This is a genomic window from Streptomyces tatrensis (assembly GCF_049310065.1).
Classification (GTDB): domain Bacteria; phylum Actinomycetota; class Actinomycetes; order Streptomycetales; family Streptomycetaceae; genus Streptomyces.
Genome location: NZ_JBMDLB010000011.1, coordinates 5,913,273 through 5,939,197 on the forward strand (window position 1 = coordinate 5,913,273; position 25,925 = coordinate 5,939,197).

The 25,925-nt window shown below is 71.6% G+C and carries 27 protein-coding genes; 14 read left to right on the top strand and 13 right to left on the bottom strand.

Annotated features, from left to right (window positions below; all coding sequences use genetic code 11):
• The first annotated feature begins 23 nt into the window (after positions 1-23).
• Both ACODT5_RS43000 and ACODT5_RS43005 read left to right on the top strand, forming a co-directional pair.
• Complete coding sequence (locus ACODT5_RS43000) at positions 24-626, top strand: Uma2 family endonuclease (protein ID WP_422524351.1); 603 nt, start codon at positions 24-26, stop codon at positions 624-626.
• 129 nt (positions 627-755) lie between these two features.
• Positions 756-989, top strand: a complete 234-nt coding sequence (locus ACODT5_RS43005; protein ID WP_422525210.1) for a hypothetical protein — start codon at positions 756-758, stop codon at positions 987-989.
• On the opposite strand, the gene ACODT5_RS43010 is transcribed toward ACODT5_RS43005, so the two are convergent.
• From ACODT5_RS43010 to ACODT5_RS43020, 3 genes are all read right to left on the bottom strand, one after another.
• The gene (locus ACODT5_RS43010) at positions 876-1,886 is read right to left on the bottom strand and encodes a sigma-70 family RNA polymerase sigma factor (protein ID WP_422524352.1); all 1,011 of its coding nucleotides are present in this window, start codon (positions 1,884-1,886) and stop codon (positions 876-878) included. The two genes, ACODT5_RS43005 and ACODT5_RS43010, sit on opposite strands and share 114 nt — an antisense overlap.
• A gap of 151 nt (positions 1,887-2,037) precedes the next feature.
• The gene (locus tag ACODT5_RS43015) at positions 2,038-3,483 is read right to left on the bottom strand and encodes a ribonuclease FAU-1 family protein (RefSeq protein ID WP_422524353.1); all 1,446 of its coding nucleotides are present in this window, start codon (positions 3,481-3,483) and stop codon (positions 2,038-2,040) included.
• A 50-nt stretch (positions 3,484-3,533) separates the two neighbouring features.
• Complete coding sequence (locus ACODT5_RS43020; RefSeq protein WP_422524354.1) at positions 3,534-4,814, bottom strand: MFS transporter; 1,281 nt, start codon at positions 4,812-4,814, stop codon at positions 3,534-3,536.
• Between the two features lie 99 nt (positions 4,815-4,913).
• On the opposite strand from ACODT5_RS43020, the gene ACODT5_RS43025 reads away from it, so the two are divergent.
• Positions 4,914-5,855, top strand: coding sequence for a LysR family transcriptional regulator (locus ACODT5_RS43025; RefSeq protein WP_422524355.1), 942 nt, complete (start codon positions 4,914-4,916; stop codon positions 5,853-5,855).
• Here ACODT5_RS43025 and ACODT5_RS43030 read toward each other — a convergent pair.
• Together ACODT5_RS43030 and ACODT5_RS43035 are read right to left on the bottom strand one after the other, a co-directional pair.
• Positions 5,791-6,915: a helix-turn-helix transcriptional regulator gene (locus ACODT5_RS43030; protein WP_422524356.1), complete on the bottom strand. Its 1,125-nt coding sequence runs from the start codon at positions 6,913-6,915 to the stop codon at positions 5,791-5,793. The two genes, ACODT5_RS43025 and ACODT5_RS43030, sit on opposite strands and share 65 nt — an antisense overlap.
• A 342-nt stretch (positions 6,916-7,257) precedes the next feature.
• Positions 7,258-7,977: an alpha/beta hydrolase gene (locus ACODT5_RS43035; protein WP_422524357.1), complete on the bottom strand. Its 720-nt coding sequence runs from the start codon at positions 7,975-7,977 to the stop codon at positions 7,258-7,260.
• A gap of 114 nt (positions 7,978-8,091) precedes the next feature.
• Here ACODT5_RS43035 and ACODT5_RS43040 point away from each other — a divergent pair, with 114 nt between their 5' ends.
• The 4 genes from ACODT5_RS43040 (at position 8,092) to ACODT5_RS43055 (ending at position 12,278) form a co-directional block, all read left to right on the top strand.
• Positions 8,092-9,240: an adenosine deaminase gene (locus tag ACODT5_RS43040; RefSeq protein ID WP_422524358.1), complete on the top strand. Its 1,149-nt coding sequence runs from the start codon at positions 8,092-8,094 to the stop codon at positions 9,238-9,240.
• A gap of 139 nt (positions 9,241-9,379) precedes the next feature.
• Positions 9,380-9,649, top strand: coding sequence for a hypothetical protein (locus ACODT5_RS43045; protein ID WP_422524359.1), 270 nt, complete (start codon positions 9,380-9,382; stop codon positions 9,647-9,649).
• A gap of 401 nt (positions 9,650-10,050) precedes the next feature.
• Positions 10,051-11,475, top strand: a complete 1,425-nt coding sequence (gene iscB, locus ACODT5_RS43050) for an RNA-guided endonuclease IscB (protein ID WP_422525211.1) — start codon at positions 10,051-10,053, stop codon at positions 11,473-11,475.
• On the top strand, positions 11,472-12,278 hold the full coding sequence (locus tag ACODT5_RS43055; RefSeq protein WP_422524360.1) for a hypothetical protein: 807 nt from the start codon (positions 11,472-11,474) through the stop codon (positions 12,276-12,278). The genes iscB and ACODT5_RS43055 overlap by 4 nt, the downstream gene beginning before the upstream one ends.
• Positions 12,279-12,295: 17 nt before the next feature.
• Here the strand turns inward: ACODT5_RS43055 and ACODT5_RS43060 are convergent, their stop codons facing one another.
• From ACODT5_RS43060 to ACODT5_RS43080, 5 genes are all read right to left on the bottom strand, one after another.
• The gene (locus ACODT5_RS43060) at positions 12,296-12,508 is read right to left on the bottom strand and encodes a PspC domain-containing protein (RefSeq protein ID WP_327254600.1); all 213 of its coding nucleotides are present in this window, start codon (positions 12,506-12,508) and stop codon (positions 12,296-12,298) included.
• Positions 12,509-12,558: 50 nt separating this feature from the next.
• On the bottom strand, positions 12,559-13,074 hold the full coding sequence (locus tag ACODT5_RS43065; protein ID WP_422525212.1) for a VanZ family protein: 516 nt from the start codon (positions 13,072-13,074) through the stop codon (positions 12,559-12,561).
• Between the two features lie 119 nt (positions 13,075-13,193).
• Complete coding sequence (locus tag ACODT5_RS43070) at positions 13,194-13,811, bottom strand: PH domain-containing protein (RefSeq protein WP_422524361.1); 618 nt, start codon at positions 13,809-13,811, stop codon at positions 13,194-13,196.
• 25 nt (positions 13,812-13,836) lie between these two features.
• Positions 13,837-14,469, bottom strand: a complete 633-nt coding sequence (locus ACODT5_RS43075; RefSeq protein WP_422524362.1) for a class F sortase — start codon at positions 14,467-14,469, stop codon at positions 13,837-13,839.
• Between the two features lie 82 nt (positions 14,470-14,551).
• The gene (locus ACODT5_RS43080) at positions 14,552-15,472 is read right to left on the bottom strand and encodes a hypothetical protein (protein ID WP_422524363.1); all 921 of its coding nucleotides are present in this window, start codon (positions 15,470-15,472) and stop codon (positions 14,552-14,554) included.
• A 244-nt stretch (positions 15,473-15,716) separates the two neighbouring features.
• On the opposite strand from ACODT5_RS43080, the gene deoC reads away from it, so the two are divergent.
• From deoC to ACODT5_RS43095, 3 genes are read left to right on the top strand one after another with little or no spacing between them, the layout of a single operon-like run.
• On the top strand, positions 15,717-16,679 hold the full coding sequence (gene deoC / locus ACODT5_RS43085) for a deoxyribose-phosphate aldolase (protein ID WP_422525213.1): 963 nt from the start codon (positions 15,717-15,719) through the stop codon (positions 16,677-16,679).
• Between the two features lie 5 nt (positions 16,680-16,684).
• A complete protein-coding gene (locus ACODT5_RS43090; RefSeq protein ID WP_422524364.1) occupies positions 16,685-18,121 on the top strand; it encodes an aldehyde dehydrogenase family protein in 1,437 nt (478 codons plus the stop codon).
• The gene (locus tag ACODT5_RS43095) at positions 18,114-19,016 is read left to right on the top strand and encodes an aldehyde dehydrogenase family protein (protein WP_422524365.1); all 903 of its coding nucleotides are present in this window, start codon (positions 18,114-18,116) and stop codon (positions 19,014-19,016) included. Before ACODT5_RS43090 ends, ACODT5_RS43095 begins: the two co-directional genes overlap by 8 nt.
• A gap of 64 nt (positions 19,017-19,080) precedes the next feature.
• Here ACODT5_RS43095 and ACODT5_RS43100 read toward each other — a convergent pair whose 3' ends face one another.
• Positions 19,081-19,446 carry a hypothetical protein gene (locus tag ACODT5_RS43100; RefSeq protein WP_422524366.1) on the bottom strand — a complete coding sequence of 122 codons (366 nt, stop codon included), beginning with the start codon at positions 19,444-19,446 and terminating at the stop codon, positions 19,081-19,083.
• A gap of 65 nt (positions 19,447-19,511) precedes the next feature.
• On the opposite strand from ACODT5_RS43100, the gene ACODT5_RS43105 reads away from it, so the two are divergent.
• On the top strand, positions 19,512-20,210 hold the full coding sequence (locus ACODT5_RS43105; protein ID WP_422525214.1) for a uridine kinase family protein: 699 nt from the start codon (positions 19,512-19,514) through the stop codon (positions 20,208-20,210).
• A 161-nt stretch (positions 20,211-20,371) separates the two neighbouring features.
• Here ACODT5_RS43105 and ACODT5_RS43110 read toward each other — a convergent pair whose 3' ends face one another.
• On the bottom strand, positions 20,372-21,091 hold the full coding sequence (locus ACODT5_RS43110; protein WP_422524367.1) for a SigE family RNA polymerase sigma factor: 720 nt from the start codon (positions 21,089-21,091) through the stop codon (positions 20,372-20,374).
• Between the two features lie 188 nt (positions 21,092-21,279).
• Between ACODT5_RS43110 and afsQ1 the strand changes: the two genes are divergently transcribed.
• Genes afsQ1 through ACODT5_RS43125 form a run of 3 tightly spaced genes read left to right on the top strand, consistent with a single transcriptional unit; the run spans position 21,280 to position 24,147 of the window.
• Entirely contained in the window at positions 21,280-21,957 is a 678-nt protein-coding gene (gene afsQ1, locus ACODT5_RS43115) for a two-component system response regulator AfsQ1 (protein ID WP_254382550.1), read from the top strand.
• Positions 21,954-23,444: a sensor histidine kinase gene (locus ACODT5_RS43120; protein WP_422524368.1), complete on the top strand. Its 1,491-nt coding sequence runs from the start codon at positions 21,954-21,956 to the stop codon at positions 23,442-23,444. Before afsQ1 ends, ACODT5_RS43120 begins: the two co-directional genes overlap by 4 nt.
• A complete protein-coding gene (locus ACODT5_RS43125; protein ID WP_422524369.1) occupies positions 23,422-24,147 on the top strand; it encodes a hypothetical protein in 726 nt (241 codons plus the stop codon). Before ACODT5_RS43120 ends, ACODT5_RS43125 begins: the two co-directional genes overlap by 23 nt.
• A gap of 69 nt (positions 24,148-24,216) precedes the next feature.
• Here the strand turns inward: ACODT5_RS43125 and ACODT5_RS43130 are convergent, their stop codons facing one another.
• Positions 24,217-25,866, bottom strand: a complete 1,650-nt coding sequence (locus tag ACODT5_RS43130; RefSeq protein ID WP_422525215.1) for a phospho-sugar mutase — start codon at positions 25,864-25,866, stop codon at positions 24,217-24,219.
• Positions 25,867-25,925: the final 59 nt, after the last annotated feature.

Below are 25,925 nucleotides of genomic sequence, written 5' to 3' on the forward strand. Positions count from 1 at the left end.
GCCAACAGCTTGAGGAGCACACCATGAGCGCACTCACGGTCCAGCACGAGCACGAGCCCGAACGCGGCGAGGGCTGGGAGGGCCTCGTCCGTCGTTGGGAGGACACGGACCGACCCGAGGGCTGCAAGGTGGAGATCATCGAGGGGATCGTCACCGTGGCACCACCACCGGTCAACCGTCACAACTACATCGCCGACCTGGTTCATGAGGGCCTGTACGCGGCGAAGCCCGACGACTGTGGGATCTACCAGACGCTCAATGTCGCAGTCCCGACTCGAAACGGCCTCTACATTCCCGACCTCGCGGTCGTGCCGCGCGACGTGGTGCGCAGGGAGGGCAATTACGTCCCCGCGGACACCGCTGAGATCGTTGTGGAGATCACCTCGAAGTCGAATGCTTCCAACGACCGGGTGGCCAAGCTGAACGGCTACGCCGCCGCAGGCGTGCCGCTCTACCTGTTGATCGACCCTCACGTGTCGGGCACGCCCACCGTCCACCTGTACGGCGAGCCCCAGGGCGGCACGTACCGGTTGCTGTCGGTGGTCGAGTTCGGCGAGCCGATCCACATCCCCAAGCCGTTCGACTGCACGCTGGACACTTCGGACTTCCCCCTCCCCTGCCGATGAGTTCGGGCGAGGCCAGGGGTCTGCCCTCATGTGGAGATCAGAACCTTGGCCCTGGAGGGGCCGGAGCCGGACACCGCTGAGCTGTGCGCACGCGTGCGCACCCTGTGCAGGGACGGGCCCGACGGGCTGGTGTGCGACGTCCGCGCAGTCGCCGCACCCACCCTCGCGACCGTTCAAGCCCTCGCACGTGCAGCCCTGACCGCCCGGCGCCTCGGCATCCCCCTCCGGGTCACCGGGGTCGGCCCGCCCTTACGCGCCCTGCTCCACCTCGTAGGACTCGTCGAGCTGCTCGGGGAGCCCGAAGAGCGGGAACCACCGGGCGGTGTCGAGGAAGGCGTTGAGCCCGACGATCTTCCCGCCTGACACCTCCAGCACCTGGAGCGCCCACGGGGTCCAGCCCGGCTGACCGTCCTCCCGCAGCCGGTACTGGCCGAAGGCGGGCATGCCGTTCGCCGTGGTCGGGATCATCCGCGAGCCCTTGCAGCCGATGCCCTGGTTCAGGTGCCAGGCCGCGATGTCCTCGTGGCCCTGGAGCCACAGGTCGAACGGCGGCATCGACAGCACCGCGTCCTCGTGGAGGAGGGCGGTCAGCCGGGAGATGTCGTACGCCTCGAAGGCGGCGAGGTACTGCTCCAGCAGCTTGACCTGGTCGGTGTCCAGCGGGTCCGCGGACTCGCTCTCCCGGATCCGGGTCGCGGCGAGGGTCGCGCGGGCGCGCTGCAGGGCGCTGTTCACCGAGGCGACGGTGGTGTCCAGCAGGGTGGCGACCTCGTCGGCCTTCCAGGCCAGCACCTCGCGCAGGATCAGTACGGCCCGCTGCTTGGCCGGCAGGTGCTGCAGCGCGGCGACGAAGGCGAGCCGTACGGACTCCTTGGCCAGCGCCATCTCGGCCGGGTCGGCGGTCTGCGCAAGCACCCGCCCGTCGGGCACCGGCTCCAGCCAGGTCACCTCGGGCCGCTCGTTCAGCACGGCGGACGCCTGGTGCTGCGGAGCGCTCAGGTCCATCGGCCGGGCCCGCTTGTTCCCCGCGTTCAGCAGGTCCAGGCAGACGTTGGTGGCGATCCGGTACAGCCACGACCGCAGGGAGGAACGCCCCTCGAACTTCTCGAAGCTCCGCCAGGCACGGATGTACGTGTCCTGCACGGCGTCCTCGGCATCGAAGGCCGAGCCGAGCATCCGGTAGCAGTACCCGGTGAGCTCGACGCGGTACCGGTCCAGCGCCGCGTCCAGCCCGGGCCCGAGGTCGGTGGTTTCCGTCATGTCCCTTGATCCCCCTGCTAGTTCCCGATACTTCGGAAACTACCCGAGCCCACTGACAACCGCAGCCCGGAACACGGAGACGGAGCGTCCCCCTAGCGCCTCCACCGGGCCCGGCCCGTGGACCCGGTACGCGTGGGGCAGCGGCGGCACGTCAGTCCTCGTCCCCGGTCCCGGCCGGCGCCTCGTACGGCGGTATGACCCACCGCAGGACGGCCTCGCCCGCCCGGTCCTCCAGGGTGACCGGGTACACCTGACCGTACTCACGCTCGCCCCGGTGCCGCTCGGAGTGGTCGCCCGGGTCCCAGTCGAGGCCGAGCACCCGGCACCCGCCGACCTCGATGGCCCCGGCCAGTACCGGGTGCCCCCAGCCGGCGCGCCGGAAGCGGTGGTAGTCGGTGTGGGCCTTCAGCGAGACCATCAACCCGTTGCCCGGGCCTTCGCGGACCCAGTCCTCGATCCGCCCGGCGAGGGCCGCCGCCTCGGCGAGCGGGAGGCCGAGGAAGCCTCGGGTGCCGGCGGCTTCGGACGTCGGCTCGCCGCCGAACACCGTCTGGGCCTCGTCCGCGTACCTGCCCCAGTAGGTGACGTCCGCCAGGCCGTTCACGGACTCGCCGTTCAGGCCCTCGAAGGTGTCCAGGGCCCGGGCGTCGCCCAGGATCATGCCGCAGCGGTCGACCGGGAGGTCGCCGAGGGGGAGCGGGGTCGGGCCGTGGGTCCAGGGGAGGCCGAGGGATATCTCCAGGGCCGAGATCACCGGTGCGCCGTCGAAGGGGGACGGCGAGGTCCAGGCGCGTACCGGGAGGGGTCGGTCGGTGGCGGCGGGGACGGCCACGGCCTCGAAGCCCCACGGCTCGGGGCCGGCCGCCCCGCCGTCGTGGAGGTGGCCGCCGCCCGTGGCCGCCATGGCCAGGGCGCGGCCGGAGAGGGGCGGGGCGCCGTCCTGGCGGTGGTCGATCCAGCCCGCCTTGCCCAGCACGAGCACCCCCGAGGGGGCGGTGACCGGCCCGAGGGCGAGGGGCGGGCGGGCCGGGAGGGGCCAGGACGGCGGGGGGCGGAAGTCGCACCAAGTGCCGTCGAAGGGGTAGGCCGCCGAGTCGATGAGCTGCGTGACGCGCACGCCCTCCGCGCGGATGGCGGCGGCCTCGGCCGCCGTCCAGTACACCGGGTGGTCCGTCTTCGCGGCGAAGGACTCCTCGTCCTTCCACTCCCACGCGCGGTCCGGGGCCACCGTGATGTCGAGCTCCTGGTCGGTCACGTGGACGTCCGCGCCGTCCCGGGTGCGGACACGGGATTCGAGGTTCACGTACCAGTTGCGGAACTCCTGCTCCGGCGTGAAGTTCCACCACACCGCGTGCCCCGCCCCGGCCGGCTGCAGGATCAGCGAGCCCCCGTGCCGCCACCGGTCCGCCCGCAGCGGGTACGGGCCCTCCGGCGGCAGGTCCCGCAGATGGGTGCCGGGCGGGATGGTGGCGCGCCAGAGCGGGGTGCCGGGGGCCACCCACAGCAGCAGGCCGTCGGCGGCAGACTCCACCACGCGGGCCGGGACGACCATGCTGACCGTGCTGCCGAGTATGAGGTGCATGTTGACTGTGGCCATGGTCGGCGATCATGCCAGGCCCGGGTGACGGGCCCCGGTGCGGCGGCTCCTCAGCGCGCCGCGAGCGCCGCGATCCGGGCCGAGCGGGCCGCGTGGGACCCGTACAGGGTGATCGTGACGACCCCGGCGACCGCGAGCAGCGCGAGGGTGACCGTGGCCGCCCAGCCCGCCGAGTGGTAGGCGAGGGCGCCCAGCGTGCCGCCGGCGCTGGAGCCGACGTAGTACGCCGACTGGTAGAGCGCCGAGGCCTGCGCGCGGCCCGTCTTCGCCGTCCGGCTCACCGCCGAGGAGGCCACCGCGTGGCCCGCGAAGAAGCCCGCCGTGATCAGGATCAGGCCGAGGAGGATCGCGCTGAGGGAGTCCGCGAGGGAGAGGAACAGGCCCGCCGCCGTCGTGGTCACCGCCAGGTACAGCGCACCGCGTCGGCCCAGCCGGGCCACCAGCTGCCCGGCCGCCGCCGAGGAGACCGTACCGACCAGGTAGACCAGGAAGATCGAGCCGATGAGGCCCTGCCCGAGCGAGAACGGCTCGTCCACCAGGCGGTAGCCGATGACCGTGTACACCGCCCCGAACACGGTCATGAACAGCGCGCCGATCCCGTACAGCCGCAGCAGCAGCGGATCGCGCAGGTGCCCGGAGACGGTACGTCCCACCGCGCGCGGGTTCAGCGAGGCCGGGCGGAAGAACCGGGCCCGGGGGAGGAGCACCAGGAACGCCGCCGCGCAGGCCAGCGACATCAGGCCCACGGTCAGCAGCCCGCCGCGCCAGCCCCAGGCCTGGGCCGCCCAGCCCGTGACGAGGCGGCCGCTCATGCCGCCGATGGAGTTGCCCGCCACGAACAGGCCGATCGCCGCGACCAGCGCCTTCGGCTTCACCTCTTCCGCCAGGTACGCCATCGCGGAGGCCGGGATGCCGGCGATCGCCGCACCCTGGACGGCGCGCAGCGCGACCAGCCATTCCAGGTTCGGCGCGAAGGGCACCAGGAGGCCGACGCCGACCGCGATCACCATGGACCAGGTCATCATCCGGGTCCGGCCGAAGCGCTCCGAGAGCGCGCTGAGCGGCAGGACGAACAGCGCGAGCGCGCCGGTGGCCGCGGAGACCGTCCAGCTCGCCTGACCCGCCGTCACGCCGAAGCCGTCGGAGATCGCGGGCAGCAGCGCCTGGGTGGAGTAGAGGAGGGCGAAGGTGGCCAGGCCGGCGGCGAAGAGCGCGAGGCTGAGGCGGCGGTAGCCGGGACGGCCGGGCTCGTGCGCCTCGGGTGCGGAGGCGGGGAACGACGGGGTGGAGGCACCCGGGATGACGGGTGCCCCGGTATGAGCGGGAGGCATGCGTACGACGGTAGGGTCCTCCTTTTCATGCGTCCAATGCACAGATTCGCGATAATCAATCCATCCGTGCATCAGCGCAGGTCAGATGGGTGCCTATCGATGAGTCGTTACGAAGAAGACATGGCCGTGACACATGCGCTGGCCCCGCGCCTCGCGTACTTCGTCGCCGTCGCCCGGCACGAGCACGTCACCCGCGCCGCGCACGAGCTGGGCGTTCCGCAGTCGACCCTGTCGCGGGCCATGGTCCGCCTCGAACAGGACCTGGGCGTCACGCTGTTCGCCCGCAAGGGCCGTACGGTCGCGCTCACCACGGCCGGCCGCACCTTCCTCGCCTCGGCGGAGCGCTCGCTGGCCGAGATCGCCCGCGCCGCCGGCTCCGTGCAGCAGGACGCCGACCCGTCCTTCGGCAAGGTCGCCTTCGGCTTCCTGCACACCCTGGGCCCCGAGACCGTACCCGGCCTGATCCGGGCCTTCCGGGCCGACCACCCCGGCGTACGGTTCTCCCTGGTCCAGAACTACGGCGAGGCCATGCTGGAGAAGCTGCGCGCCGGCGAGCTCGACCTCTGCCTGACCTCGCCCCTGCCCGACGCCCCGGACCTGGTGGCCCGCCGGCTCGACGAGCAGCGGCTGCGGCTCGTGGTCCCCGAGGACCACCGGCTCGCCACGCGCAAGCGGATCCGCCTCGCGGAGGCCGCCGAGGAAACCTTCGTCACCCTGGAGCCGGGCTACGGTCTGCGCCGCATCACCGACGACCTGTGCGCGGAGGCAGGGTTCACACCCCGGGTCGCCTTCGAGGGCGAGGAGGCCGAGACCCTGCGCGGGCTCGTCGCCGCAGGTCTCGGCGTGGCGCTGCTGCCGCCGCCCGCGGTGGCCCGGCCCGGGGTCGTCGAGCTGACGGTCACCGCCCCGCGCGCGGTCCGCGAGATCGGGGTGGCCTGGCTCGACGGGCACCCGGACACGCCTCCGGTGGCGGAGTTCAAGAAGTTTCTGCTGTCCCGTCGGGGGCGGCTGATTCCGGAGCTTCAGCCGGGGGGTGAGTGAGGGGGGCCCGAGTGTCGGCGGAGGCCGGGGAGGCCGCGGATTCCGGGGAGGCCGCGGAAGCGGCAACGGCCGCCGCCGTCGCCGACAGCAGGAACCCTGCCTGGAAACGGGACTTGGCCCCCACCGCCCGCATGATCTCGGCGATGTGGCGCTGACAGGTGCGCTCCGACATGCCGAGGCGCCGGGCGATGACCTTGTCCTCCAGCCCCTCCGCCAGGAGCCGCACGATGGTCTGGCGCAGCTCGTCGGAGATGGAACGGGCCTGGTCCGGCCCGACCGTGGTGCTGAAGGGCTCGGCCTCGGACCAGCAGCGCTCGAAGGTCTGCGCCATGAACTGGACGACGTTGGGCTCGCGCACCACCAGCGCCGCCTTGATGTCGTCCTGCACCTCCATCAGCCCGGTGTGCCGGTCGACGAGGATCATCCGCATCAGCCCGTCGCCGACGGTACGGACCTGCGAGCCGAGGGCGGTCACCCGCTCCACGTAGGCGGCCGTCGGGCGGGAGTAGCGGGCGGTGTGCTGGTAGAGGGTGCGCATCCGCACGCCCCGGGCCAGCATCGCCTCGTCCCGGACCACCGCCCCCTCCAGGGTCTCCGGGCTGCGGCCGCCGCCCGGGTGGCAGGTCAGCACCTCGGACTCGGCCGAGGCGATGAGCTCCCCGATCAGGTCCTGCAGCGCGGCCGGGTCGGTGACCAGCTCCAGGGCGTTCGCCCGGCCCCGGTCGCGCAGGTCGGTGCCCGCCTCGTACTCCGGGAGCAGCTCCTCCAGCCGGACGCGCAGCCGGTCCATCTCGTCGTGGGTCTCGCGCACGCGCAGGGCCAGCGGGGCCAGCGTCCGGGCCACCGCGGCCTGCGGGGACACGGCGCTCCAGTGGATCCGTGCGGGCTCGTCGGGGCCGGCGCCGTCCGCGATGGAGGCCGGGCGGGAGCGGGGCTGGATCAGCTGGGCCGCAGCCAGTTCGGCGAGGGCGGCGCCGACGGACTCGCCGAGCGCCTCGTCGGCCTCGGCCTCGGAGAAGGCGTGCCGCTCGGCCGCGAACCCGTAAAGGCGCCGGGCCACGGAGCTCAGTTGGTCCGTTTCATCCGATGGCATATGCATATTCGTCCTGGCCTGTACCGATTCGTAAACCCCTCGTGTTCCCGCAAGGCACCAAGACGATGCCCTCCGATCTTCGTGAGGATAGGCCGAACCGGCACAGTGGTACCACGGCGTTCTCGGGGGAGGGCGCGGGCAGCTACACGTCCGCGCTTCGCCGGCCCTGGCACCGCGCCCTCGCGCGGGCGGGTGCCTCAGGTGGTCGCGCCGGGCCCGCCCGTGTCATCCGACCGGGAGGGGACGGCGCGGCCGGCACGGACGGCCCGGCGCGACCACCACCTGATCCGCAGCCGCCTTCGCGGGGTGTCAGCCGCGCAGGGAACGCCCGTAGCCGGAGGCCAGCGGCATCCGCAGGCCCAGCGGCGGGGGAGCCGCCAGCGCGTCGGTCACCGGCCGCGAGTAGGACCCCGAGAACACGGAGCCCAGGACGAAGTCCACTGACAGGGCCACGACTTCGTCCTGGTGATCGCGCAGTCCGTGCCCGTCGGAGTGCACCTCGAAGCGGCACGTCGTGCGGTTCGCCTTCTTCGCCCGGGCCGCCAGCCGGTACGACAACTCCGGGTCGCTGCGGGCGTCGTTGGTGCCGTGCACGATCAGGACCCGGCGGCCGGAGAGCTGCTTCACCGGTTCGGGGGAGTCCGTGTCGGACTGCCGCGGGAGTGAGGGGGCGAGCGCCAGAACGGAGTTGACGGCTTCGTGGCCGGCCGCGGCGAGCGCCGCCCGGCCGCCCGCGTCATAGCCGGCCAGGCATACCGGGATGTCCCCGTACAGCCGGACCACCTCGTCCGCGGCCCACTCCGCGTCCCCCTCCCGGGTGCCCGCGCCGTGGATGACCTGGTGCGTGACCAGCCCGTCCGCCGCGCCCGCACGGGCCAGGGCCCGGGCCAGCGGACGTACCGGACCGGGGGAGAATCTGGACGCTCCGGGGAGAAGGAGCACCACACCACTGACCGTTGAGACCGAGCCGTTCGCGCCGGCCGCCCGCCCCAGGCGGGCCCCGCGCGCCGGCGGCGCATGCTGTGCCATGACGGAACAGTCTCAGACGCCGAGGTGTACGCCACCCGTCCGCGCGGTCACTGTTACATATCGGGGGTGGACGCCGTCTCACCGCTCTACGCGCGTAGGAGCTAGAGTGCCCAGATGACGAGCGAGACCCCCAACCTGCCCACACCGGATCAGATCCGCCGCTCCCCGAAGGTGCTCCTGCACGACCACCTCGACGGTGGGCTGCGCCCCGGGACCATCATCGAGCTGGCGCACAAGGTCGGCTACGAGAACCTTCCCGAGACCGAGGCCGACAAGCTCGGCATCTGGTTCCGGGAAGCCGCCGACTCCGGTTCCCTCCCGCGCTACCTGGAGACGTTCGCGCACACCTGCGCGGTCATGCAGACGAAGGAGGCCCTCTTCCGGGTGGCCTCCGAGTGTGCCCAGGACCTGGCCGAGGACGGCGTCGTGTACGCCGAGATCCGCTACGCGCCCGAGCAGCACCTCGAAGCCGGCCTGACCCTCGAAGAGGTCGTCGAGGCCGTCAACGAGGGCTTCCGCGAGGGCGAGCGCCGCGCACGGACCAACGGCAACCGCATCCGCATCGGCGCGCTGCTGACCGCGATGCGGCACGCGGCCCGCGCGCTGGAGATCGCGGAGCTGGCCAACCGCTACCGCGACAACGGCGTCGTCGGCTTCGACATCGCCGGAGCCGAGGCCGGGTTCCCTCCCACCCGCCACCTCGACGCCTTCGAGTACCTCAAGCGCGAGAACAACCACTTCACCATCCACGCGGGCGAGGCCTTCGGTCTGCCGTCGATCTGGCAGGCACTGCAGTGGTGCGGCGCCGACCGGCTCGGCCACGGCGTGAAGATCATCGATGACATCGAGGTCGCCGCCGACGGTTCCGTGACGCTGGGCCGCCTGGCCTCGTACGTCCGGGACAAGCGGATCCCGCTGGAGATGTGCCCGACCTCGAACCTGCAGACGGGCGCGGCGGTCTCCTATGCCGAGCATCCGATCGGCCTGCTGCGGAAACTGCACTTCAGGCTGACCGTCAATACCGACAACCGGCTGATGAGCGGTACCAGCATGAGCCGCGAGTTCGAGCACCTGGTCGACACCTTCGGGTACTCGCTCGACGACATGCAGTGGTTCACTGTCAATGCGATGAAGTCCGCGTTCATTCCTTTCGATGAACGACTGGCCATGATCAACGACGTGATCAAGCCCGGTTATGCCGAGCTGAAGTCGGAATGGCTGTTCCGTCAAACCGCTTCCACCAGCGGTTCTGTCTCGGCCTAGGCCATGGCGTGACGGACTGAAAGCGCCCGGGAGGAGCAATTCCCGGGCGCTTTCTCGTATTTAATGATGTTTGCGAGAGGGGGTTTGAAGTGACTAGTTTGCGGAGCCGCTCATTTCCCCGTCGCAAGGACGATTCTTCATGAAGCAGTCAGCTGCCAAGACCCTCGGTGTTGCCGCTCTCGGTGCCGCCTTCGCCGCCGTCGCCGCCGGTACCGCCTCGGCCGTCCCCGCCGTCGGTCTCGGTGACGCGCTGGGCACCGTCACGGGCGCCGTCCAGGGCGCGACCAGCCAGCAGCACGTGACCGCCGAAGAGGGCAAGCAGGCCCCCGAGGCGACCGACCCGGCCGCCGCGCTCGGCACGGTGACCGGCCTGCTCGGCGGTCTGCCGACCAGCGGCCTCGGCGCCTGATCCACTTCGGATCCCCTGTCGGATTCGTACGCGACCCGTACGCGATTCGCACGCACGCCCACGCGGCGCACACCTCTTCGACCAGGTGTGTGCCGCGTCGCGGCATGTGCCAGGATCACCGCCAACTGCCCGCCAAAACACTGGGTGTAACGGGATCCCCCTTCTGATGGGAGGGGGCTTGCAGCCGCTTCGGCTGGGGGCCGCCGTTACCAGCACCAGCCAGCACGCGTGTGTGGAGGTGAACGAAGTTGGCTACGTTCCACGTAGGCGAGAAGACCCACCAGTCCGTGCTTCCTCAGCGGGCTGCTCTGGAATTCGAATCAGTAGACACCCCCCGGATCGGGAATGAAACGGGACTCGAACGCCGCAAGGCACCCGGCGTGGAACATGTGCGAGGGGAGATGCCCGATGCTTCACCTGGCGCCGGGCGCGTCACCCCCAATCAGAAGGTTGGGGAGAGGGCCCGTGAGGGCCACCCCGTCGTGTTCGTCCTGGACAGGCACGGCATACCGCTCCAACCCACCAGCCCCGCGAGAGCCCGCAGGCTCCTCCGTCAGGGCCGGGCGGTCGTGGCTCGGCACACCCCGTTCGTCATCCGTCTCAAGGATCGTACGGTCCATGCATCCCAGGTGGACGGAGTCGAACTCGGCATTGACCCCGGGTCCAAGCTCACCGGGATAGCTGTCTTCACAGCCAAGGACGGCCATCGCCGTGGGCTGTACGCACTCGAACTTGCCCACCAAGGCGGCGCGATCCGGGACAGGCTCGCTACTCGTGCCGCCTACCGGCGTGGCAGGCGATCGCGCAACTTACGCTACCGTGCACCCCGCTTCTCCAACCGCACCCGCCCCAAGGGCTGGCTTGCCCCATCACTGCGTCACCGCGTGGACACCACCATGTCGTGGACCACCCGACTCGCACGCTGGGCACCTGTCCGTACGGTGCACGTGGAGCGGGTCGCGTTCGACACCCATGCCATGTCCCAAGGTGGGCAGCTGGAAGGGGCCGAATACCAGCACGGGACGTTGCACGGAACAGAGGTACGGGAGTACCTGCTGACCAAGTGGGGCAGGGCCTGCGCCTACTGCGGGGCCACCGGGGTGCCGCTCAACATCGACCACATCCGCCCCCGCTCACGGGGCGGAAGCGACCGCATCTCCAACCTGTGCACTGCCTGCATCCCCTGCAACGAGAAGAAATCCAACCAGCCGGTTGAACACTTCCTCAGGAAGTCCCATCGCCTGCTGACCCACATCCTTGCCCAGGGGAAAGCCCCACTCCGCGACGCGGCAGCCGTCAATGCCACCCGATGGGCTCTGTGGCACGCCCTCGCCGCCGTCTTTCCGGCGGTGTGCACCGCATCCGGTGGCCGCACGAAGTGGAACCGGCACCGTACCGGCACCCCGAAGACACACACCCTCGATGCCCTGTGCGTAGGCGAATTCGACTCTGTCACCCGTACGCCGGCCCGTGTCCTCGTGGTCGCCGCGACCGGGCGCGGTAGCTACGCCCGCACCCGCACCGACAAGTACGGCTTTCCCCGTCTGCGCCTGCCCAGGCAGAAGCAGTTCTTCGGCTATCAGACCGGCGATCTCGCCCGCGCCGTCGTGCCCACCGGCAAGAAGACTGGTACTCACATCGGCCGTATCGCCGTCCGCTCCACCGGCAGCTTCAACATCAAAACCGCACAGGGCCTCGTTCAGGGCATCGGACATAGGCACTTCCGGCTTCTCCAACGAGCCGACGGCTATGCCTACACCAGCCGCCCCGAAGGCCCCGCCCCCTCCCCAATCCAACAGGGGGCTGCACCGAGAGGAGCCCGATGAAGGCGCGAACGGCCACGGCCGTGCTGCTCCCCGCCCTGCTGTCCGCGATGGTGGGCTGCACCAGTACGAACACCCCGGCCTCCGGCAAGGGCCCGGACCCGAAGGGCTCCGCGAGCGCGCCCGGGCAGTCCGCGTCAGCGGGCTCGGCCGGCACGGGAGCCCCCGGCTCCGCGGGCACCCGCGGAGCCGGTGGTACGGGCGCCACGGGCGGCGCGACCGCGCCCCAGCGGAGCGGCAGCAGGCTGGAGCGCTCCGCCCTGGAACAGGGCGACCTGACCGGCTACCAGATCTCCGCGAACGGCAAGAACCCGAACGCCCCGGACGGCCAGCCGCAGGCCGACCGCAAGGCCTGCCAGCCCCTCGCCGACATCATGGGCGACAAGCCCGACCCGTCGGCGCGCGAGACCGTCAACCGGGGCATCGGCTCCCAGAAGCAGATGGGCCTGGCCGTCTCCGCCTCCGTCAGTTCCTACGCCGAGTCCGACGCCAAGGCGCTGATCGCCCGGCTGAGGAACGCCGTGGCCGCCTGCGCCGGGGGCTTCAACGCCACGGTCGAGAAGCAGAGCGGCTCGTACCGCGACGTGAAGGCGGCCGACTACAAGACGGCCGGCGACGAGACCGTCAGCTGGACCACGACCGCGGCCGCCGAAGGTGTCACCGCCCAGGTGCACCTGGTCGTCGTACGCCAAGGGGACACCGTCATGCGCCTCATGGCGCTCAACGTCGCGGGCGGCCGGCAGGCCCCCCAGGTCCCGCACGAGGTCGCGGACAAGCAGCTCCAGAAGGTCCGCGCCGCGCGCTGAATTCCGGGTCCGGCCGACTACCAGCCGGTGGCGGCGGAAGAGGCGCTCGACTTCTCGTTCGGCAGGAGTACCCACAGCGCCAGGTAAAGGAGGAACTGCGGGCCGGGCAGCAGGCACGAGACGACGAAGATGATCCGCATCGTGTTCGCGGATATTCCGAATCGGCGCGCCAGACCGGCACAGACTCCGCCGATCCATCGTCCGTCACGGGGGCGGGCAAGGGCGCTCATGGTCTCTCCTCGGTCGTTGTGCGGTCCGCGGGATGTTTTCCCGCGATGCCTCAATACTCCCGCTGGACAGAGGAAAGAACGTCGGTCCAAGGGCCGAGCCCGACCCTGGTAATTCTCGGGGTCGGGCCCTGAGAACGCCGCAGCCGGGCCCGCAGGGCCGGGACGACGGCCAGGTGCGCGAGCATCACGCCGAGGGTGTTCAGCAGCACCGAATCCACATCGACCACCTGCCCCGGGACCGCGGTCTGGAGCATCTCGATGCCGACCGAGAACAGCGCGCCCGCAGCGGCCGTCCGGGCCGGCGAGGACCACGTGGCGAGCGGCGACAGCTCCACGCGACCGCTGATCAGCGGCAGCAGGAACCCGAGCGGGGCCAGCAGGGCCAGCCCGCCGCCGATCCGGCGGGCGGCCTCCAGGGGCCCGTAGGAGAGGTCGGCCCTGATCCCCTCCAGCGGGGCCAGATTGGCCGCCGCCGCCCAGGGCACGTCCAGCGGGCGCAGCATCAGCCAGCCGACGAGGAGGAGGTGGGCGGCCAGCAGGACCCCGGCGAGAAGCCTGATCCACAGCTGTACGGCGGCGCTGCCGCTGCAGTTGACGCGGCTGCCCTTGACACGCTTGCCCTTGAGACGGTGCACGCCAGTGGAGACGCCGCTTCCGGTGTTCGCGGTTCCGGGGAAACCGCCGGTCAGCCGGTGGCGAGCAGCACAATCAGGATGAGCGCGCCGATCACGGCGGGCGCGATGATCTCGTACGACCAGGAGACCTTCACGGCGCCCTGGGCGCCGGCCCGCGAGGCGCAGCGCTCGTGCAGTTCGCGCAGCTCGTCGATGATCCGGTCGGCGGAGGCCCGGCGGACTTCCTCGTCCGGCGTCTTGGCCTGGCCGTTGCCGAGGCCCAGCCGGCCCGCCTGCCGGCGGTTGGCCTTCTTGCGCTCCCGCAGGGAGACCGGGATGGACCACATCTGGTACGTCGTCCCCTCCGCCAGCACCTCCGCGGAGAACCGGGCCCGCACGGTGTCGACGGCCGCCCAGGGCAGCTCGACGACCCGGAAGGGGTTGCGCACGCGCAGCCGGTCGTCGTTGGCGAAGACGGCCGGGCGGACCGTGAACGCGACGATGACCGGGGCCAGGCACAGGGCGCAGGCGAGGGCGATCCACGGGACGTTCCCGGCGCCCCGCACCACGGCGTCCCCGCAGAGCCATGCGAGCAGCGCGAGCAGCACCACCCCGGTGACGGTGGCCATCGGGGAACGGTAGACCCGGTCGTCGTACGCCGGCTCTTCGGTGGGCTGATCGCTGCTCATGCGGCAGATTCTGCCTCAAGCCGTCTCAGCCCACGAGATCGGCATACAGGATGATGTTGTCGGGGCGGTGGCCGTCGGTGATTTCACCGCCGCAGGTGATCACGCGCAGCTCGGGGCGGGCGGTGTTCCCGTAGACCTTGTCGGTGGGGAACCGCTTCTTGTCGACCTGCTCCAGCTCGCGGACGCGGAAGACGGCGGTGCTGCCGTCCGCGCGGGAGACGGTGACCTCGTCGCCGACGCGGACCTTGGAGACGTCCTTGAGCACGGCCGGGCCGCGGGCGGTGTCGAAGTGGCCGATCAGCACGGCGGGCCCGGTCTCCCCGGGGGTGACGCCCTTGTCGTACCAGCCGATCTTGTCCCCGTCGGCCACGGAGGGCACCTCGACGGTGCCGTCGGAAGCCAGGCCCAGCGTCAGCAGCGGCGAGGCGTCGACCCCGGCCGAGGGGATCCGTACGCGCACGGGCGCGGAGGCGGGCTTCGGGGCGGCCGGGGCCGCTGCCGGGGACGCCGGGGCAGCCGGGGCGGAGGTGGGGATGACGGCGGGCGGCGCGGCGGCCGTGGCCGCCGCCTCCGGGGCGGGTGCGGCGCCGCCGCATCCGGTCAGCGCGGCGGCGAGGAGGGCGGCGGCGATCAGCGACCGGGCGGTGCGGCGGTTCATGGGAGGCTCCGGTGAAACGGGCCGCGGCGGGCCACCGGGGGTGGCCCGCCGGAGGCGAGTCGAGATCTGAACGGGGTGGCTGTCAGCCCTGGGCGCGGCGGCGGCGCAGGAACACGCTCGCGCCGAGCGCGCCGAAGACCGCGATCAGGCCGGCGCCGGCCAGCGCCGTGGTGGTGTTGTCGGTGTCGGCGACCGTCTCGACCGGCAGCTCGGCACCCGCGGCCACCGGGCCCTTGGGGACGACACTGGTCTGCGCGCCCGGCTTCGGCTTCGGAGCCGGCTTCGCGCCCTGCTCCTCGATGATCTTGTAGTCGAGCTTGCAGCCCTTGGGGAGCGCGGGGAAGGAGGCGCTCTTGGTGGCGTCGCCGACCTGGTACTCCCACCGGAACACCGGCTTGGCGCCGTTCGGGTTCTCGATGCGCAGGGCGTCCGTGCTCCGACCGGGGTGGGTGCGGTCCAGGGTCCGCGGGTTGGGCTGCCCTTCCAGGGTCTGCACGAAGGCCTTCGGGCCCTTGGGAGACATCGTCAGGTCTGCGGACAGGTACTCGCCGAGCCGCACCGTCTTGACCTCGGAGACGCAGGACGCGGGCTCGGTGGCGGCCTTGCCCTTCGGCAGCGGGAACGACGTGGTGGTGCCGCCCTCGGGGGTCGCCACGAACACGGTGAGGACCGGCTCGGCCGAGTCCGCCTTGGTGAGGGTGAAGGTCGTGCCCTGGACCGAGACCTTGGTGTGCTTGCGGTCGAGGGAGGCGATCGCCTTCGGGTGGACCGTGCCATCCGGGAGTACGGCGAAGACCTTGACGGAGGGCGGCTCCGTCGCGGAGTTGATCATGTCGGCGACCAGGCTCTTGCTGAGGGTGACCCGCTTGGCCTTGGACGCGGCCGCCTCCATCGAGGTCGCTGCCTGCGGGCCGGGCGCCGCGAAGGCGGCACCGGCGGCGGGCGCCAGCATCGCGCCGGCGAGGGCGGCGGTGACGATCGAGGTGCGGAGGGCGGTACGCATAACGACTCCTGAAGCGTGGGTGAGGAGAGTGGAGGAGAGTCGCATGCCGCGTTGAGTCTGTTCGGTCTGGTTCACCGGGTCAGGTGTGGCGGGGCTGCTGAGAAAGAATTTACGGATCTTGTACGTGTGAACGATCCGCTTCCTGTCATGGCCGCGTAACAGCAAACGGGGTGTCCGATTCCGATTGAATCGGGGGGAGGGGGTGACAGGCCGCTACGCGCGTAGATATGCTCATGTGGTGACCATGCCCACCACCCTCACCGCATTCGCTGACGTGACGACGTCCGACAGTGCGCTGCGCCGCTTCCTGCACGGGCTGCCCGGCGTCGACGCTGTCGGCCTGGAGGCCCGCGCGGCCTCCCTCGGCACCCGCTCGATCAAGACGACGGCCAAGGCGTACGCCATCGACCTCGCCATCTCGATGATCGACCTGACGACGCTGGAAGGCGCGGATACCCCGGGCAAGGTCCGGGCGCTCTCCGCCAAGGCAGCCAACCCCGATCCGACCGACCGCACCACGCCCATGACGGCCGCCGTCTGCGTGTACCCCGACATGGTGGCCACCGCCAAGGCCGCCCTGCACGGCGCCGACGTCAAGGTCGCCTCCGTCGCCACCGCCTTCCCGGCCGGCCGCGCGGCCCTGCCCGTCAAGCTCGCCGACACGGCCGACGCCGTGGCCGCCGGCGCCGACGAGATCGACATGGTCATCGACCGTGGCGCCTTCCTCGCCGGCCGCTACCTCGACACCTACGAGCTGATCCGCTCCGTCAAGGCGGCCTGCGTCCGCCCCGACGGCAGCGCGGCCCGGCTCAAGGTGATCTTCGAGACCGGCGAGCTGTCCACGTACGACAACATCCGCCGCGCCTCCTGGATCGGCATGATGGCCGGGGCCGACTTCATCAAGACGTCCACCGGCAAGGTCGGGGTCAACGCGACGCCCGCGAACACGCTCCTCATGCTCGAAGCCGTCCGCGACTTCAAGGCGCAGACTGGAATCCAGATCGGTGTGAAGCCGGCCGGCGGCATCCGGACCACCAAGGACGCGATCAAGTTCCTGGTCCTGGTCAACGAGACGGTGGGCGAGGACTGGCTGTCCAACCACTGGTTCCGCTTCGGAGCCTCCAGCCTGCTCAACGACCTGTTGATGCAGCGCCAGAAGCTGAGCACCGGCCGTTACTCCGGTCCCGACTACGTGACGGTGGACTGATCACCATGGCATCCGCATTCGAGTACGCACCCGCCCCCGAGTCCCGCTCGGTCGTCGACATCGCGCCCTCCTACGGGCTGTTCATCGACGGCGAGTTCACCGACGCGGCGGACGGCAAGGTCTTCAAGACCGTCTCCCCGGCCTCCGAAGAGGTCCTCTCCGAGATCGCGCAGGCCGGCGCCGCCGACGTGGACCGTGCCGTCAAGGCCGCCCGCAAGGCCTTCGAGAAGTGGTCCGCGCTGCCCGGCTCCGAGCGCGCCAAGTACCTCTTCCGCATCGCCCGGATCATCCAGGAGCGCAGCCGCGAGCTGGCCGTCCTGGAGACCCTCGACAACGGCAAGCCGATCCGGGAGACCCGCGACGCGGACCTCCCGCTCGTCGCCGCGCACTTCTTCTACTACGCGGGCTGGGCCGACAAGCTCGACCACGCGGGCTACGGCGCGAACCCGCGCCCCCTCGGCGTGGCCGGCCAGGTCATCCCCTGGAACTTCCCCCTCATGATGCTCGCGTGGAAGATCGCCCCGGCGCTCGCCACCGGCAACACGGTCGTGCTCAAGCCGGCCCAGACGACCCCGCTCTCCGCGCTCTTCTTCGCGGACATCTGCCGCCAGGCGGGCCTGCCCAAGGGCGTCGTCAACATCCTCACCGGGTACGGGGACGCGGGCGCGGCCCTCGTCGAGCACCCCGACGTCAACAAGGTCGCCTTCACCGGCTCCACCGCCGTCGGCAAGGCCATCGCGCGCCAGGTCGCCGGCACCTCCAAGAAGCTCACCCTGGAGCTGGGCGGCAAGGGCGCCAACATCGTCTTCGACGACGCCCCCATCGACCAGGCCGTCGAGGGCATCGTCAGCGGCATCTTCTTCAACCAGGGCCAGGTCTGCTGCGCGGGCTCGCGCCTCCTGGTCCAGGAGTCGATCCACGACGAGCTGATCGACTCGCTCAAGCGCCGGCTGACCACGCTGCGCCTGGGCGACCCGCTCGACAAGAACACCGACATCGGCGCGATCAACTCCGCCGAGCAGCTCGCCCGGATCACCGCCCTCGCGGACACCGGCGAGGCGGAGGGCGCCGAGCGCTGGTCGGCGCCGTGCGAACTGCCGAACGCCGGCTACTGGTTCGCCCCGACGCTCTTCACGAACGTCTCCCAGTCGCACACCGTCGCCCGTGACGAGATCTTCGGCCCGGTGCTGTCCGTGCTGACGTTCCGCACGCCCGACGAGGCCGTCGCCAAGGCCAACAACAGCCAGTACGGCCTGTCCGCCGGCATCTGGACGGAGAAGGGCAGCCGCATCCTCGCGGTGGCCAACAAGCTCCGCGCGGGTGTGGTGTGGGCCAACACGTTCAACAAGTTCGACCCGGCCTCGCCCTTCGGCGGATACAAGGAGTCGGGCTTCGGGCGCGAAGGCGGCCGTCACGGCCTGGAGGGCTACCTCGATGTCTGATTCTTCGGCGCAGACGCGTCTGAGCGTCTTCAAGACCTACAAGCTGTACGTCGGGGGCAAGTTCCCCCGCTCCGAGAGCGGCCGGGTGTACGAGGTGAGTGACTCGAAGGGCAAGTGGCTGGCCAACGCCCCGCTGTCCTCCCGCAAGGACGCCCGTGACGCGGTCGTCGCCGCCCGCAAGGCCTTCGGCGGCTGGTCGGGCGCGACCGCGTACAACCGCGGCCAGATCCTCTACCGCGTCGCCGAGATGCTGGAGGGCCGCCGCGAGCAGTTCGTCCGCGAGGTCGGCGAGGCCGAAGGCCTGTCCAAGACCAAGGCCGCGGCCGTCGTGGACGCGGCGATCGACCGCTGGGTCTGGTACGCGGGCTGGACCGACAAGATCGGCCAGATCGTGGGCGGGGCCAACCCGGTCGCGGGCCCGTTCTTCAACCTCTCCACCCCCGAGCCGACCGGTGTGGTCACGGTCGTCGCCCCGCAGGACTCGTCCTTCCTCGGACTGGTCTCGGTGATCGCCCCGGTGATCGCCACGGGCAACACCGTCGTCGTGATCGCTTCGGAGAAGGCGCCGCTGCCCGCGCTCTCCCTCGGCGAGGTCCTGGCCACCTCCGACCTGCCCGGCGGCGTGGTCAACGTCCTGTCCGGCAAGGCCGCCGAGATGGGCCCGCACCTGGCGTCCCACCAGGACGTCAACGCGATCGACCTGGCGGGCGCCGACGAGGCGCTGGCCAAGGAACTGGAGATCGCGGCCGCGGACAACCTCAAGCGCGTCCTTCGTCCACAGCCTGTGGACGACTGGAGCGCGGACCCGGGTACGGCGCGCATGACGGCGTTCCTGGAGACCAAGACCGTCTGGCACCCGACCGGGTCGCTGGGCGCGGGCGGGTCCTCGTACTAGAGGCCCCTCCCCCCGAAGACGGGCCCCGGCAGTGTCCCCCGCGCTGCCGGGGCCTCTTCATGTCCTACGGGAGCTGCTTGCCGCCCGTCAGGGGGCCCAGGAGGGACGAGGCCGCGGCGGTGGGCAGCTCGCCGACCGACGGCCCCTGGGTCAGGATGCCGGTGACCATGCCGGTGCCGACCGAGGGGAAATCCGCGACCTTGGTGGCGACGCCGTTGTCGAGGGGGTCCACGCCGGTGTGGGCCAGCGGGTTCACCTTGAGGTTCGAGATCGGGTCGGAGACCCCGGCGAGGGCTGCCGGAACGTCGAGCTGGCCCGCCTGGGCACCGCCGGCGGCCAGCGCGAGGGCCGCACCGGCCATGGAGAGGGTCAGGCCTGCGGTGCGCAGCGCCTTGGGGTGGGGGGCTTTGGGGGCTGCGTGACGTGCCATGGATTCCCGCCTGTGGGCTCGTACGGAGTCGTGATCGCGTGCGCACGCAGCGTAGTGGAGGTGTGATCCTGGATACCAACGGGCCTTTGGGTAGGTCCCCTGCCGGAGTTAATAGTTCACACTTGTGTTCCGTGAGCCGTACCTCTCCTTTGCCTACGCGTGTCGTTCTGCTGACCGGACCCTCGGGTTCCGGCAAGTCCTCGTTGGCGGCCCGTTCCGGGTTGCCCGTGCTGCGCCTGGACGACTTCTACAAGGACGGCGACGACCCCACCCTCCCGCTGGTCGAGGGCAGCGCCGACATCGACTGGGACTCCCCGCTGTCCTGGGACGCGGAGGCGGCCGTGGCCGCGATCGCCGCGCTGTGCGCGGGCGGGCGGACCGAGGTCCCCGTGTACGACATCGCCACCTCCTCGCGGACCGGTACGGAGACGCTGGACATCTCCCGGACCCCGCTGTTCATCGCCGAGGGGATCTTCGCGGCGGACGTCGCGGTGCGGTGCCAGGAGCTGGGGCTGCTGGCGGACGCGATCTGCCTGCGCGGGCGGCCCAGCACCACCTTCCGGCGCCGCCTGGCCCGTGATCTGCGCGAGGGCCGCAAATCGGTGCCGGTGCTCGTGCGGCGGGGGTGGCGGCTGATGCGGGCCGAGCGCGGGATCGTGGCCCGGCACACCGCGCTGGGCGCGCATGCCTGTGGGCGTGACGAGGCTCTTGGGCGGCTTGCCGCCGCCGCGGCCGGGCGGCACCGGGCTGCGGCCGCGGTGTAGCCGTCGCCGACTGGCCGCCGGACGGCTGGTAGGCCGGCGGCATGCCAAAGGGCGGGATCGTGCGGACCCCCGTCCGCTCGATCCCGCCCTTTGCCCCCGTGGCCCCCGTCCCACCCCCGCAGGACGGGCCCCCTGGCCCTTTGGTCTGTTGGAGGCCGCTGTTACGCGACCAGGTCCTCGAAGGACTCCGACTCGTCGCGGCCGAAGCTCAGCGCCTCGTCCTCGCGCATCCGGCGCAGCGAACGCCAGATGCTCGACTTCACCGTGCCGACGCTGATGCCCAGGATCTCCGCGATCTCCGGGTCCGTGCGGCCCTCGTAGTACCGGAGCACCAGCATCGTGCGCTGCGGCTCCGGGATGCGGGTGAGCGCCTGCCACAGCACGGCGCGCAGTTCCGTACCGCCCATGGCGTCCGTGTCCGAGGCCGTCTCCGGCAGCTCTTCCGTCGGGTACTCGTTGAGCTTGCGCCGGCGCCAGGCGCTGATGTGCAGGTTCGTCATCGTGCGGCGCAGGTACCCGCCGACCGCGGCCTTGTCGCTGATGCGGTCCCAGGCGCGGTACGTGGAGAACAGCGCGGTCTGCAGCAGGTCCTCGGCCTCGTAGCGGTCGCCGGTCAGGTGGAAGGCCGTCGCGTAGAGGGCGGCCCGCCGCTCCTGGACGTACGCCGTGAACTCGGCCTCGTTGGAGGAGTCCGGGACGTCCGTGGAGCCCGCCGTGCGCTGGGCGGGGACGGAGGGGCGCTCGTAGGTCTTCGCGTCGATGGCCACCACGTGCGCCGGCCGCCGGGAAGGGGCCGTCGCCGTACGGATTGCCGTGCGGCGGTTCACATCGTGCAGCCGCGTGACAACCGCGCTGGTGCTGGTGCTGTGCAGCGTGTTCATCTCGCGCCCCCCGTCGTGGAGTCTGTCTGGTCCGTTGCCAAGAAGACTGCCCGCCCGAGATAACCGGGGTGTCCTTCGACTGTCACAGGCCTGTCACAGGGTCCCGGGGGGAGCCGTGCCGGGGCCGTCCCGGGATTGGAGGTGCAGGGCGGTCGAAGTCCCGAGGGGCGATGGGACAGAATGAGCCCGTGCCCTTCCTGTTGCTCATCGAGGACGACGACGCCATCCGCACGGCCCTCGAACTCTCCCTGTCACGCCAGGGCCACCGTGTGGCCACCGCGGCGACGGGCGAGGACGGCCTCAAACTGCTGCGCGAGCAGCGGCCAGACCTGATCGTGCTCGACGTCATGCTGCCCGGAATCGACGGCTTCGAGGTGTGCCGGCGCATCCGCCGCACCGACCAGCTGCCGATCATCCTGCTCACCGCGCGCAACGACGACATCGACGTGGTCGTCGGCCTGGAGTCGGGAGCCGACGACTACGTGGTCAAGCCCGTCCAGGGGCGGGTGCTCGACGCCCGCATCCGGGCCGTGCTGCGCCGCGGTGAGCGCGAGTCCACGGACACCGCCGTCTTCGGCCCGCTGGTCATCGACCGCTCCGCCATGACGGTGACCAAGAACGGCGAGGACCTCCAGCTCACCCCGACCGAGCTGCGGCTGCTCCTCGAGCTCAGCCGCCGGCCCGGCCAGGCGCTCTCCCGCCAGCAGCTGCTGCGGCTGGTGTGGGAGCACGACTACCTCGGTGACTCGCGGCTCGTCGACGCCTGCGTGCAGCGGCTGCGCGCCAAGGTCGAGGAAGTGCCGTCCTCGCCCACCTTGATCCGTACCGTGCGGGGCGTCGGCTACCGACTGGACTCCCCGCAGTGATCAGAGCCCTGTTCGCGGGCCGGCGCTGGACCAGCCTGCGGCTGCGGCTCCTCGTCGTGTTCGCACTGGTCGCGCTGACGGCCGCCGTCTCCGCGTCCGGGATCGCGTACTGGCTCAACCGCGAGGCCGTCCTGACCCGGACCCAGGACGCCGCCCTCGGCGACTTCCGGCAGGAGATGCAGAACCGGGCCGCGGCGCTGCCCGCCGACCCGACGCAGGAGGAGCTGCAGCACACCGCCGAGATGATGGCGGGCAGCAGCCCCGGCTACAGCGTGCTGCTCGTGGACGAGAAGGACGGCCGCAAGGTGGCCGGTACCGCCGGTCCCGACGCCTTCTCGCTGGCCGACGTACCGAAGTCGCTCCAGCACGCCGTCGACGACCGGCAGAAGACCACCTCGGCCAACGACGCCGAGTACCACGTGTACTGGCAGCGGACGAAGCCGAACGGGAACCCGTACCTGGTCGGCGGCACCCGGATCGTGGGCGGCGGCCCGACCGGCTACATGTACAAGTCCCTCGCCCAGGAGCGCGAGGACCTCAACGCCCTGGCCTGGTCGCTGACCATCGCCACCGGCCTCGCGCTGCTCGGGTCCGCGCTGCTCGCGCAGGCCGCGGCCCGTACGGTCCTCAAGCCCGTGCAGCGGCTCGGCGACGCGGCGCGCCGGCTCGGCGAGGGGGAGCTGGACCACCGGCTGGAGGTGTCCGGGACGGACGAACTCGCCGACCTGGCCCACACCTTCAACAAGACGGCGGAGGCGCTGGAGAAGAAGGTCGCCGACATGAGCGCGCGGGAGGAGTCCAGCAGGCGGTTCGTCGCGGACATGTCCCACGAACTGCGCACGCCGCTGACGGCGTTGACGGCGGTCGCCGAGGTGCTGGAGGACGAGGTCGACGACCTCGATCCGATGATCGCACCGGCGGTGGGTCTGGTCGTGAGCGAGACCAGGCGGCTGAACGACCTCGTGGAGAACCTCATGGAGGTCACCCGCTTCGACGCGGGAACGGCGCGGCTGGTGCTGGACGACGTGGACGTCGCCGACCAGGTGACGGCGTGCATCGACACGCGGGCGTGGCTCGACGCGGTCGAACTCGACGCGGAGCGCGGGATCGTGGCGCGCCTCGACCCGCGGCGGCTCGACGTGATCCTGGCCAACCTGATCGGCAACGCGCTCAAGCACGGCGGATCGCCGGTACGGGTCTCCATCCGGGTGGAGGAGGACTGGCTGGTCATGGCCGTACGGGACAACGGGCCGGGCATTCCCGAGGCCGTACTGCCGCACGTCTTCGACCGGTTCTACAAGGCGAGCGCGTCGCGGCCGAAGTCGGACGGCAGCGGGCTCGGCCTCTCCATCGCGATGGAGAACGCGCACATCCACGGCGGCGACATCACCGCGGAGAACGGGGCGGAGGGCGGTGCGCTGTTCACGCTGCGGCTGCCGGTGGACGTGGGGAAGGTGATCGCCGGTGACGACGACGACGAGGCGTAGGGCGGCGGAGCGCGGGACGGGGCGCGGCGCGGGGCGCGGCGCCGCGCTCGGCGCGATGCTCGGTACGACGGCCGTCGTGGTGGCCATGGGCCTGTTGTCCCTGGGCGCCCTGACCGGGTGCGGGATCCGCGCGACCACCGTGCCGGTGGACGTGGGTCCGGCGCCCTCGCGGGTCTCCTGCAAGACCCCGGCGGGAACGCCGGCCGGAACCGGCGGGATGCAGGGCATCCGGACCACGGTGGAACTGGTCTGCGGGGCGCAGCTGGTGGGCGTCCAGCGGGTGGTGCCGGTGCCGGAGAAGCGGCCGGCGCGGGACGTGGCGGTGCTCGTCACCCAGGCCCTGCTGGAGGTGCTCCAGCGGGAGCCGTCGGCGGAGGAGCGGGAGGCCGGTTTCACGACCGAGGTGCCCGCCCTGCTGGCGGCCTCGGCGCCGCGGCCGGGCGATCCGGAGGGCACGGTACGGCTGAGCCGCAAGCCCGAGGACCTGCCGCCGGTGGCGCTGTCGCAGCTGGTGTGCACGCTCGCGGAGAGCGACGCGGTGTCGCCGGGGCCGGGCCCGGTGGTCCTGGGCGGTCCCGACGCGGATCCGCCGAGGGCCTGGGAGTGCACGGACGCCGTCCGCTCCCGCCCGGAGGCGGTCCCGACGCTGGGCGACGTGGTGCGGCCGTCGGCGAGCCCGGCTCCGAGTCTGACTCCTTCCTGACGCGGGACGCGCCGACGCGAAGGCCCCCCGAGCAGGAGCTCGGGGGGCCTTCGCGTCGGGAAGCAGCGGCTAAATTCCGGCCGCGGCCGCGAGGTCCTTCTTGATCGCGTCGAGGACTTCCTGGCCGCGGGCGCGGGCCGGGAGCAGGTCGGAGGCCTCCGCCACCGGGACCACGACCTCCAGGTAGCACTTCAGCTTGGGCTCCGTGCCGGACGGGCGGACGATCACCCGGGCCTTGTAGTCGCCCTCCAGGTAGTAGCGCAGCCCGTCCGTGGGCGGGAGCGTCGCCGTGCCCTCGTTCAGGTCCTCCGCCGAGGCGACCCGCAGGCCCGCCAGCGAGACCGGGGGCTCCGCGCGCAGAGCCGCCATCGCCGAGGCGATGACCGACAGGTCCTCCACGCGGACCGAGAGCTGGTCGGTGGCGTGCAGACCGTGCTCCATCGCCAGGTCGTCCAGCAGGTCGGTCAGGGTGCGGCCCTGCTCCTTGAGCTCCGAGGCCAGCTCCGCGACGAGCAGGGCGGCCGTGACGCCGTCCTTGTCGCGGACGCCCTCGGGGTCCACGCAGTAGCCGAGCGCCTCTTCGTACCCGTAGCGCAGGCCCTCGACGCGGGAGATCCACTTGAAGCCCGTGAGGGTCTCCTCGTAGCCCACGCCCGCGGCCTCCGCGATCCGCCCGAGGAGGGAGGAGGAGACGATCGACTCGGCGAAGACGCCGGTGGCGCCCTTGTGCACGAGATGGGCGGCGAGCAGTGCGCCGACCTCGTCGCCGCGCAGCATCCGCCAGCCGGAGGCGGAGGCCGCGTCCGGGACGGCCACCGCGCAGCGGTCGGCGTCCGGGTCGTTGGCGATGACGATGTCCGGGTTCACCCGGGCGGCCGTGGCGAAGGACAGGTCCATCGCGCCCGGCTCCTCCGGGTTGGGGAAGGCCACCGTCGGGAAGGCCGGGTCCGGCTCGGCCTGCTCGGCCACGAGGACCGGGGCCGGGAAGCCGGCACGGGCGAAGGCGGCCAGGACCACGTCCTTGCCGACGCCGTGCATGGCCGTGTAGACGGTCCGCACGCCGCGCGGGGACCCGGGGGTCAGGACGGCGTCCGTGCGCGCCAGGTAGGCGTCCAGGACCTCGTCGCCGAGGTCCTGCCAGCCGTCCTCGGCCCGCGGTACGTCGGCCAGCGCGGCGATCGCGTCGATCTGCGCGGCGATCTCGGCGTCGGCCGGGGAGACGATCTGCGAACCGTCGCCGAGGTAGACCTTGTAGCCGTTGTCCCGGGGCGGGTTGTGGCTCGCGGTCACCTCGACGCCGGCGACGGCACCCAGGTGCCTTATGGCGTACGCGAGGACGGGCGTCGGCAGCGGGCGCGGCAGGACGGCGGCGCGCAGTCCGGCGCCGATCATCACCGCGGCGGTGTCGCGGGCGAAGTCGGCCGACTTGTAGCGGGCGTCGTAGCCGACGACGACCAGGCCGCCGTCGTGACCCTGGGCCTTGAGGTAGGCCGCGAGGCCCGCCGCGGCCCGGATCACCACGCCCCGGTTCATCCGCATCGGGCCCGCGCCCAGCTCGCCGCGGAGTCCGGCGGTGCCGAACTGCAGCATGCCGGAGAAGCGGTCGGAGAGCTCGGCCGTGTCACCGGCCTCGATGAGCTTCGCGAGCTCGTCGGCCGTCTCCGGGTCCGGGTCCTCGGCCAGCCAGGCCCGGGCCCGCGCGATCAGATCGTCCTGCACGTCCTGCACTGCTTCCGCCTTACCTCTCGTACGGTCGGTCGTCCTGTGGTCCGGTCGTT

What these genes read in the sequence shown, in the direction of transcription:
- ACODT5_RS43000 (WP_422524351.1), top strand. Translation starts at nt 24, where the DNA reads ATGAGCGCACTCACGGTCCAGCACGAGCACGAGCCCGAACGCGGCGAG.
- ACODT5_RS43010 (WP_422524352.1), bottom strand. Translation starts at nt 1,886, where the DNA reads ATGACGGAAACCACCGACCTCGGGCCCGGGCTGGACGCGGCGCTGGAC.
- ACODT5_RS43015 (WP_422524353.1), bottom strand. Translation starts at nt 3,483, where the DNA reads ATGGCCACAGTCAACATGCACCTCATACTCGGCAGCACGGTCAGCATG.
- ACODT5_RS43020 (WP_422524354.1), bottom strand. Translation starts at nt 4,814, where the DNA reads ATGCCTCCCGCTCATACCGGGGCACCCGTCATCCCGGGTGCCTCCACC.
- ACODT5_RS43025 (WP_422524355.1), top strand. Translation starts at nt 4,914, where the DNA reads ATGAGTCGTTACGAAGAAGACATGGCCGTGACACATGCGCTGGCCCCG.
- ACODT5_RS43035 (WP_422524357.1), bottom strand. Translation starts at nt 7,977, where the DNA reads ATGGCACAGCATGCGCCGCCGGCGCGCGGGGCCCGCCTGGGGCGGGCG.
- ACODT5_RS43040 (WP_422524358.1), top strand. Translation starts at nt 8,092, where the DNA reads ATGACGAGCGAGACCCCCAACCTGCCCACACCGGATCAGATCCGCCGC.
- ACODT5_RS43045 (WP_422524359.1), top strand. Translation starts at nt 9,380, where the DNA reads ATGAAGCAGTCAGCTGCCAAGACCCTCGGTGTTGCCGCTCTCGGTGCC.
- iscB (WP_422525211.1), top strand. Translation starts at nt 10,051, where the DNA reads ATGCCCGATGCTTCACCTGGCGCCGGGCGCGTCACCCCCAATCAGAAG.
- ACODT5_RS43055 (WP_422524360.1), top strand. Translation starts at nt 11,472, where the DNA reads ATGAAGGCGCGAACGGCCACGGCCGTGCTGCTCCCCGCCCTGCTGTCC.
- ACODT5_RS43060 (WP_327254600.1), bottom strand. Translation starts at nt 12,508, where the DNA reads ATGAGCGCCCTTGCCCGCCCCCGTGACGGACGATGGATCGGCGGAGTC.
- ACODT5_RS43070 (WP_422524361.1), bottom strand. Translation starts at nt 13,811, where the DNA reads ATGAGCAGCGATCAGCCCACCGAAGAGCCGGCGTACGACGACCGGGTC.
- ACODT5_RS43075 (WP_422524362.1), bottom strand. Translation starts at nt 14,469, where the DNA reads ATGAACCGCCGCACCGCCCGGTCGCTGATCGCCGCCGCCCTCCTCGCC.
- ACODT5_RS43080 (WP_422524363.1), bottom strand. Translation starts at nt 15,472, where the DNA reads ATGCGTACCGCCCTCCGCACCTCGATCGTCACCGCCGCCCTCGCCGGC.
- deoC (WP_422525213.1), top strand. Translation starts at nt 15,717, where the DNA reads ATGCCCACCACCCTCACCGCATTCGCTGACGTGACGACGTCCGACAGT.
- ACODT5_RS43090 (WP_422524364.1), top strand. Translation starts at nt 16,685, where the DNA reads ATGGCATCCGCATTCGAGTACGCACCCGCCCCCGAGTCCCGCTCGGTC.
- ACODT5_RS43095 (WP_422524365.1), top strand. Translation starts at nt 18,114, where the DNA reads ATGTCTGATTCTTCGGCGCAGACGCGTCTGAGCGTCTTCAAGACCTAC.
- ACODT5_RS43100 (WP_422524366.1), bottom strand. Translation starts at nt 19,446, where the DNA reads ATGGCACGTCACGCAGCCCCCAAAGCCCCCCACCCCAAGGCGCTGCGC.
- ACODT5_RS43110 (WP_422524367.1), bottom strand. Translation starts at nt 21,091, where the DNA reads ATGAACACGCTGCACAGCACCAGCACCAGCGCGGTTGTCACGCGGCTG.